Here is a 7,110-nt window from a genome sequence, read left to right as displayed (position 1 = left end):
CGCAGGGACTTCAAAAAATTGTGAAAACCTAAGGTTAGCAGGGCTTGAACTTGAAAAGGAATATGAAGCAAAAGCGAAAGAACGCGCTAAAGCTCAACAACAACAGGATAATAATTGAATCAGAAATGATCATATTTGATAGAATGGACGTGCAATGACATTCGACAAAATAACTTGCTTTACCACAATAGAAGATATGTTAACGGGACCTATCATGCAAATAATGAATGACTTCATTACAAAGCTTTCATTGGCTTTAAGTAATCCGCTTAAAGCGTCTTGTATAATCTACATTGCATTACAGCATTCAAGATTTCTTAAAGCTCAGGCACCCATGAGGACATCATGATGAGTAATAATATCCATCAACTCTGTTACGACCGTGTCTAATACTTCTCGTGCATCACCTTCAGCCATAAGGCGGATAACCGGCTCAGTCCCAGAGGCACGGATTACCAACCGTGCTTCTTTTCCCAACTGCTTCTCTGCTTGATCAATAGCTGTTTTGACGGGATTTTTTTTCAGAACATTTTTATTTTAATCGTTACATTTTTTAAGATTTGCGGTACAGGTTCAAACCGTTTACACAATTGGCTCATAGGACTTTGGCTTTCTTTCATACAAGCTAAAATTTGCAAGGCAGCTACCAACCCATCACCGGTTGTTCCAAAATCACTGAGCACAATATGTCCAGAAGCCTCACCTCCAACATTATATCCCTTTTTACGCATGGCATCGACAACATAACGATCTCCAACTTTTGTCCTGATAAGCTCCAACCCTTTTCCTTTCAAAAACCGCTCCAGTCCCAAATTGGACATAATCGTTGTGACAACCCCATTGCACCGCAACCGTCCCATTTTATGCCAATTTTCAGCAATCACAGCAATCAACTGATCCCCATCAACCGTTTGTGCTTTTTCATCAACAATAAGAACACGATCGCCATCTCCATCAAGAGCAATACCTACATCAGCACGCACTTCATGCACTTTGCGTTTTAAAGAGCTTAAATCGGTTGAGCCACATTTTTGATTAATATTGGTCCCATTGGGCTCATCATGAATAGCAAAAACCTCAGCCCCTAATTCCCATAAAGCACGGGGCGCCGCTTTATAAGCAGCCCCATTAGCACAATCCACAACAATACGCACAGCATCTAAGCGAACATCGCGGGGCAAAGTTCGTTTGGCATATTCAATATAACGATAAATATCCCCCTCGACCCGTTTTGCAGAACCAATTTCAGCAGAACTTGCTAAAGACTTTGAAAGATCTGTATCGATCAATTGTTCAATTTTCGCTTCTATAGCATCTGAAAGTTTAAAACCATCAGGGCCAAAAAGTTTAATTCCATTATCATAGAAAGGATTATGAGAAGCAGAAATCATCACCCCAAGATCCGCGCGCAAAGAGCGGCAAAGCATTGCAACAGCAGGTGTTGGTACGGGTCCTAATAAAAAAACTTCCATCCCCGCAGCAGTCAATCCTGAAACCAAAGCATTTTCTAACATATAGCCAGATAACCTCGTATCTTTGCCAATCACCACACGACTCGATTGATGTTGTGAACGGAATAAAACCCCTACAGCCATACCCACCTTCATGGCAAAATCAGCTGTCATAGGAAATGAATTGGCTTTTCCCCGAATTCCATCTGTACCAAAATATTTTTGCACCATGCCTATTTCCTTTTATACTTATTCCCTTGGGCTTCTTTAAAACGCTAACAGACCCCTCAGTACCATACCCCCCGCACCATATACTCACCATATAAATGAGACCATTGAATTCAACCTTCATCTTTTTAGATGATAAAAAATCCTTCACCCTCTACACATCTAAACCACTCTCAACCAATGATGTTTCTACATCTCACACATAAAGTAATATCATTCCCTAACAAGACTTTATACATCCCTTGAACACAACCAAAAGATAATCTCACACCCTTAGCCAAATCCGCAAGGAAAATCATCACCTAACCTCACACCCTTGGCACAAACCCGCAAGGCAAACCATCACCTAACCTTACACCCTTGGCACAAACCCGCAAGGGAACCCATCGCCTAACCTCACACCATCAGCCCAAATCATTCCCAAGGTAATAAATCTCCTTATTCCCTGCTAAAGTCGCTATAATACAACAGCTTTACTTAATTTTTTGCTTCCATATTTTGACCAATATGACATCAAAGGCGCAAGCAAAGCTTGCGCCTTTCTCACAAAAATGATAAGTTGCCTAAAATGTAAGTCCCTCAAGAGCTATTAAAAGGCTCTTATTTTCCTTTATCAGATCCCGCAGGTTTTGACTTTTCTTCAGCATTACTTCTACTTTGAGAGTGATTGACTGATTTTGTGGTACCTTTTGCACTTGGTGCCTTTTTCTCAGCTTTATCAGATTGAGCTTTTTTAGACTCAGTATTCTTGGATTGAGTATCACCGGATTTTACTGTTTTCTTCCCAACAGCTTCCTCTGCTTTTCCTGCCTCACCTTTAACAGTCTCTCCTTTATGGGGCACTGTTTTAGGCGCTATTTTAGCGTCTTTTTCATCGACCACAGAATCCCCTGCCTTCACTGTTCCAGTTTTTGGAACAGAAGAAACCCGCGGTGCAACACCCTCATCTTTCTGTGTCCGTGAAGGAGGCTTTCCTGCAATGACCTCGTTAATTTCAACGCCTGTTAAAGTTTCATATTCCAACAAGCCTTGTGCTAAAGCAAACCATTCTTTTCTCTTTGTTTTCAAAATATTGGTCGCACTTTTATAAGCGTCATCAATAAGCTTACGCACTTCCATATCAATCATGCGCGCTGTTTCTTCAGAAACATTTTGTGTTCGCGCAACAGAATGACCTAAAAAGACTTCATCCTGGTTATCACCATAAGCGACATTTCCAAGCAAATCAGAAAATCCCCACCGTGTGATCATTGCACGTGCTAATTTAGTCGCTTGCTCAATATCAGAAGAAGCCCCCGATGTGATATTTTCCTTTCCAAACTTCAATTCTTCAGCCACACGCCCCCCCATCATGATAGCCAAACGAGAAATCATCCACCGATAACTCATGGAATAGCGATCACCTTCAGGCAATTGCATCACCATTCCCAATGCCCTTCCCCTTGGAACAATGGTTGCTTTGTGGACAGGATCAGCAACCGGCACATTGAGCGCTACGATAGCGTGTCCTGCTTCGTGATAAGCAGTGAGTTCTTTTTCCTCTTGTGTCATAGCGGTTGAACGACGTTCAGCCCCCATCATCACCTTATCTTTTGCATCTTCGAATTCTTGCATCGTCACGACTCTTTTATTACGGCTCGCAGCCATAAGAGCAGCTTCATTGACAAGATTCATCAAATCTGCGCCGGAAAATCCTGGTGTTCCCCTTGCCAAAACTTTTAAGTCAACATTAGGGGCTAAAGGCACATTACGCACATGCACTTTCAAGATTTGCTCACGCCCAGAAACATCAGGGTTTGGCACAACAACTTGTCGATCGAAACGCCCTGGTCTCAATAAAGCAGGATCAAGCACATCTGGGCGATTTGTTGCAGCAATAAGAATAATACTTTCATTGGGCTCAAACCCATCCATTTCGACAAGTAACTGATTTAAGGTTTGCTCGCGTTCATCATTTCCACCACCAAGTCCAGCCCCCCGATGACGTCCAACAGCATCGATTTCATCAATAAAGATAATACAAGGGGCATTTTTTTTAGCCTGTTCAAACATATCACGCACACGGCTCGCCCCAACTCCTACAAACATTTCAACAAAATCAGACCCTGAAATGGTAAAGAACGGCACATTGGCTTCACCAGCAACAGAGCGCGCTAACAAAGTTTTACCAGTTCCTGGAGGGCCAACAAGCAAAACACCGCGTGGAATACGCCCCCCTAAGCGTTGAAATTTTTGTGGCTCGCGTAAAAATTCAACAATTTCTTGGAGATCTTGCTTTGCTTCTTCAACGCCAGCAACATCTTTAAAGGTAACACGTCCTTGCGCCTCATTAAGCAATCTCGCTTTTGACTTCCCAAATCCCATTGCACCGCGTGATCCATTTTGCATTTGTCGCATAAAAAAGACCCACGCCCCAACGATAATAATAACAGGCAACAAAGAAAAAAGAAGATTGAGGAAGATACTATTTCCAGAGCTTTCAGGAATAGCTTTAACATTCACATTTTTGCTTTCCAATTTTTGTATCAAACCTGGATCACGTGGTGCAAAAGTTGAAATAGTTCTATGTTCGACAGTTTGTCCTGTTAATTTTTGACCTTGAATGGTCACCGATTTCACCTCATTATTCTCAACTTTTTGCAAAAATTCAGAATAGGAGAGTTCTCCACCACCAGAACGTTGACTATCTCCATTAAAGAGAGAAAACGATATAATCAAAATCAAAGCAATAACTCCCCAAATGAGGAGAGAGCGGTAATTGGAATTCATATTCAGCCCACTTAATCAAATATATATTTCAAACAGTTCCTTTTAACATATAACCTTGTCATCCCCTTGCCAAGAGATGAGAGACGGTTTATTCTCTTTTAGAGTCATTTTTCTTTATCTTTTCACCTCAAGATTAAAAAAAGGTTCCACAACACTCACCAGCGCAGCATCCTCGTGTGAGGAAAGCCAATCGAAAGGCGCCATAATCCGCTTGATAATAACATTTTTATGAATAATTGCTTGAGAAATCAACTCTGGAATATCATACCCTTTATCATTTGAAAGCATCAGCAGTGATTGTAAGGAGGGAAAATGAGGCTTTTCAAGATCAAAATTGCTGTTTTGCAATAAAGATTTCAGCTGTTTTAAATTTGCTGCTCCAACCTTTATAGCCTCAGATCCATGATTTGTGATGCGATAACGTCCATCCCATATAAGAGTTTCATCTGGCTCCACAAGAGCCTCTTTCATATTTCGCCCTTCACGCCACAAAGCAATACCCTCTTTATTATATTCAATAACACAGCCAGCACAAGTAAAACGCCGCTTTTCTGGAGAATTGAGACAAAGTTTTTGAACAAGCGTGCTTAATTTTTGATTGGAAAGCAAATAAAATCCCCCTCCCATCAACACAGCAAAGAGCCCCACAACAAAAGGAAAACAGGAATGTTTCTGTAAAAATGGTGCAGGTTTTTCGATAAAACAACGTCCATATCGAACAGTAATATTCAGAGCTAAAATCAAATCGGCAATATTTTGTGCTTGTCGACGACGCTGCCATGCCACTTTATTTATTTTTTGAGCAAGATCAGCAAGCTTTTGTGAAGAAAGAGATTGGCGCACACGCACACGTTCAAAATTGCGATCTTCATTGGTTGGATCATCAATCCATGTTTTTCCTTGTAAGCGTAAATAGTTCCGTAATGTTTGGCGTTTTACACCAAGGAGTGGTCGAATCAACCGTACTTGTCTATGCAACAAAGCCTCACGCGGGATACAGGATAAACCGCGCTCATAGAGGACCCCATCGCTTTTTTCGGTCATATTTTTTCTCGTTTCCTTGGCATAAGCTTTGCCATGTATAGCATCAACTTCACCGTGCAACACACCGGCAAAATCGCCCACAGAAACCCCACCACGCATACCACCCACTTCACTGTGCAAAGGTCCCCTCCTCTTTTGGAGACGTTGACACCGCATTTGATAGGTTTCAATCTGATCATTGAGTGTATGGCCCGTCATAATAAGAGATGCGCCTTGTTTTTGCGCTTCTTCAACCAAGAGATCATAGCGTGCAATACGAGCGCTGGAAGCAAGACGTGTCTTTGGTTTTTTGCCTTCCCACCGCACAGTGATATGTTTAATGTGATGATCACGACAAATTTCCGCAACAATTTCTGCCTCACGCGCGGATTCTTTACGCAGCTGATGATCAACAGTGACAGCAATTATTTCCGGAGGAATAGAGAGAGTTTCCAAATACTCTTTGACCAAAAACATCAAAGCCAAAGAATCACTTCCCCCAGAGACGGCAAGAACCACCTTCTGACACGGGATAAAATCCGATGTTTTAAAGAGATCTCTTGCCAGTCTAACGCACACCCAAAACGACCTCGCTGCTTATTTTGCGGGTTTACAAAACACAGACTCTAACATTTGATGGTGTTTTTTGTTTTTTGCAAAAAGAGTACAATCCTCTTTATTTACCTCAAGAGCGACCATACTTCTTGCTAATTTCAGCAAAATTTCGGAGGTATAGAGTTTCTTTTTATCGGCATACCATGCGGTAAGATAAACCTGTGCTGCTTCATGATAGCGTTTTTGCCCCAACAACGATTCAGCCAACCAAAATAAAGCATCATCACTTAAAGGATCTTTATTGTAACGATTTTGAAAAGCGCAAAAGCTTTTTTCAGCATTAACATAGTTGGCAGAACGAATAAAATCATAACCTTCCTTATACAAAGCTTTGGAAGAAGCAAGAGTGTCACTCTGATGTGCTTCACTATGAGCATTTACGTCATGTGCTTTTTTAAAATGATCCCCTGTTTCCTCCGCATTATGGTCTTTCACATCAGCAACCTTTGTCTGACCACCCGCGCTCAGCTCCTGCACCATCTCTTCTTTTACAGTCTGAGATTTTTCATCTAACGCAGCCTTTTCACTGGAACAAGAATAAACAGAAGAGTCTTTTTTATCAAAAAGCCGGTGAAACTGCTTTTTAACATTTTGCAAATTGTTATGCTCAAGCACCATCCGTACTTTATGCAAAAGCTTATCTAAATCATAATCTTTAAATAAAACCTGCTGATTCTCTAAAATAATCCCTTTATGCTCTGCAACATCAGAAGCTTTTTCCATCGCACCGGAAGCAGCTTCACCAACAGTATCAGAAGCTTTCTTCATCGCATCGGATGCCTTATCGGCAGCCTCAGTGGCTTTTTCCATCGCACCGGAAGCAGCTTCCCCAACAGTATCAGGTGCTTTCTTCATCGCATCGGATGCCTTATCGGCAGCCTCAGTGGCTTTTTCCATCGTATCGGAAGCAGCTTTATCAACAATATCAGAAGCTTTCTTCATCGCATCAGATGCTTTATCGGCAGCCTCAGTGGCTTTTTCTACCGCACTGGAAGCAGCTTTATCAACAATATCAGAAGCTTTC

2 protein-coding genes and 3 pseudogenes are annotated in these 7,110 nt (G+C 41.6%); 1 reads left to right on the top strand and 4 read right to left on the bottom strand.

Annotation, left to right across the window (positions count from 1 at the left end; translation table 11 throughout):
- Positions 1-103: pseudogene (locus BN338_RS13800) on the top strand (EexN family lipoprotein); the annotation flags it as partial.
- Positions 104-324: 221 nt separating this feature from the next.
- On the opposite strand, the pseudogene glmM reads toward BN338_RS13800, so the two are convergent.
- The 4 genes and pseudogenes from glmM to BN338_RS10855 form a co-directional block, all read right to left on the bottom strand.
- Positions 325-1,682: pseudogene (gene glmM, locus BN338_RS08120) on the bottom strand (phosphoglucosamine mutase).
- A 597-nt stretch (positions 1,683-2,279) separates the two neighbouring features.
- On the bottom strand, positions 2,280-4,448 hold the full coding sequence (gene ftsH, locus BN338_RS08115; protein WP_039760840.1) for an ATP-dependent zinc metalloprotease FtsH: 2,169 nt from the start codon (positions 4,446-4,448) through the stop codon (positions 2,280-2,282).
- A gap of 114 nt (positions 4,449-4,562) precedes the next feature.
- Complete coding sequence (tilS, locus tag BN338_RS08110) at positions 4,563-6,050, bottom strand: tRNA lysidine(34) synthetase TilS (protein ID WP_039760838.1); 1,488 nt, start codon at positions 6,048-6,050, stop codon at positions 4,563-4,565.
- A gap of 18 nt (positions 6,051-6,068) precedes the next feature.
- Positions 6,069-7,110: pseudogene (locus BN338_RS10855) on the bottom strand (tol-pal system protein); the annotation flags it as partial.

It is taken from the genome of Bartonella queenslandensis AUST/NH15, assembly GCF_000312585.1.
Classification (GTDB): Bacteria; Pseudomonadota; Alphaproteobacteria; order Rhizobiales; family Rhizobiaceae; genus Bartonella; species Bartonella queenslandensis_A.
This window is presented reverse-complemented; position numbering and strand designations above follow the sequence as displayed.

Coding starts and splice junctions, on each gene's coding strand:
- ftsH (WP_039760840.1), bottom strand. CDS start 4,448: ATGAATTCCAATTACCGCTCTCTCCTCATTTGGGGAGTTATTGCTTTG.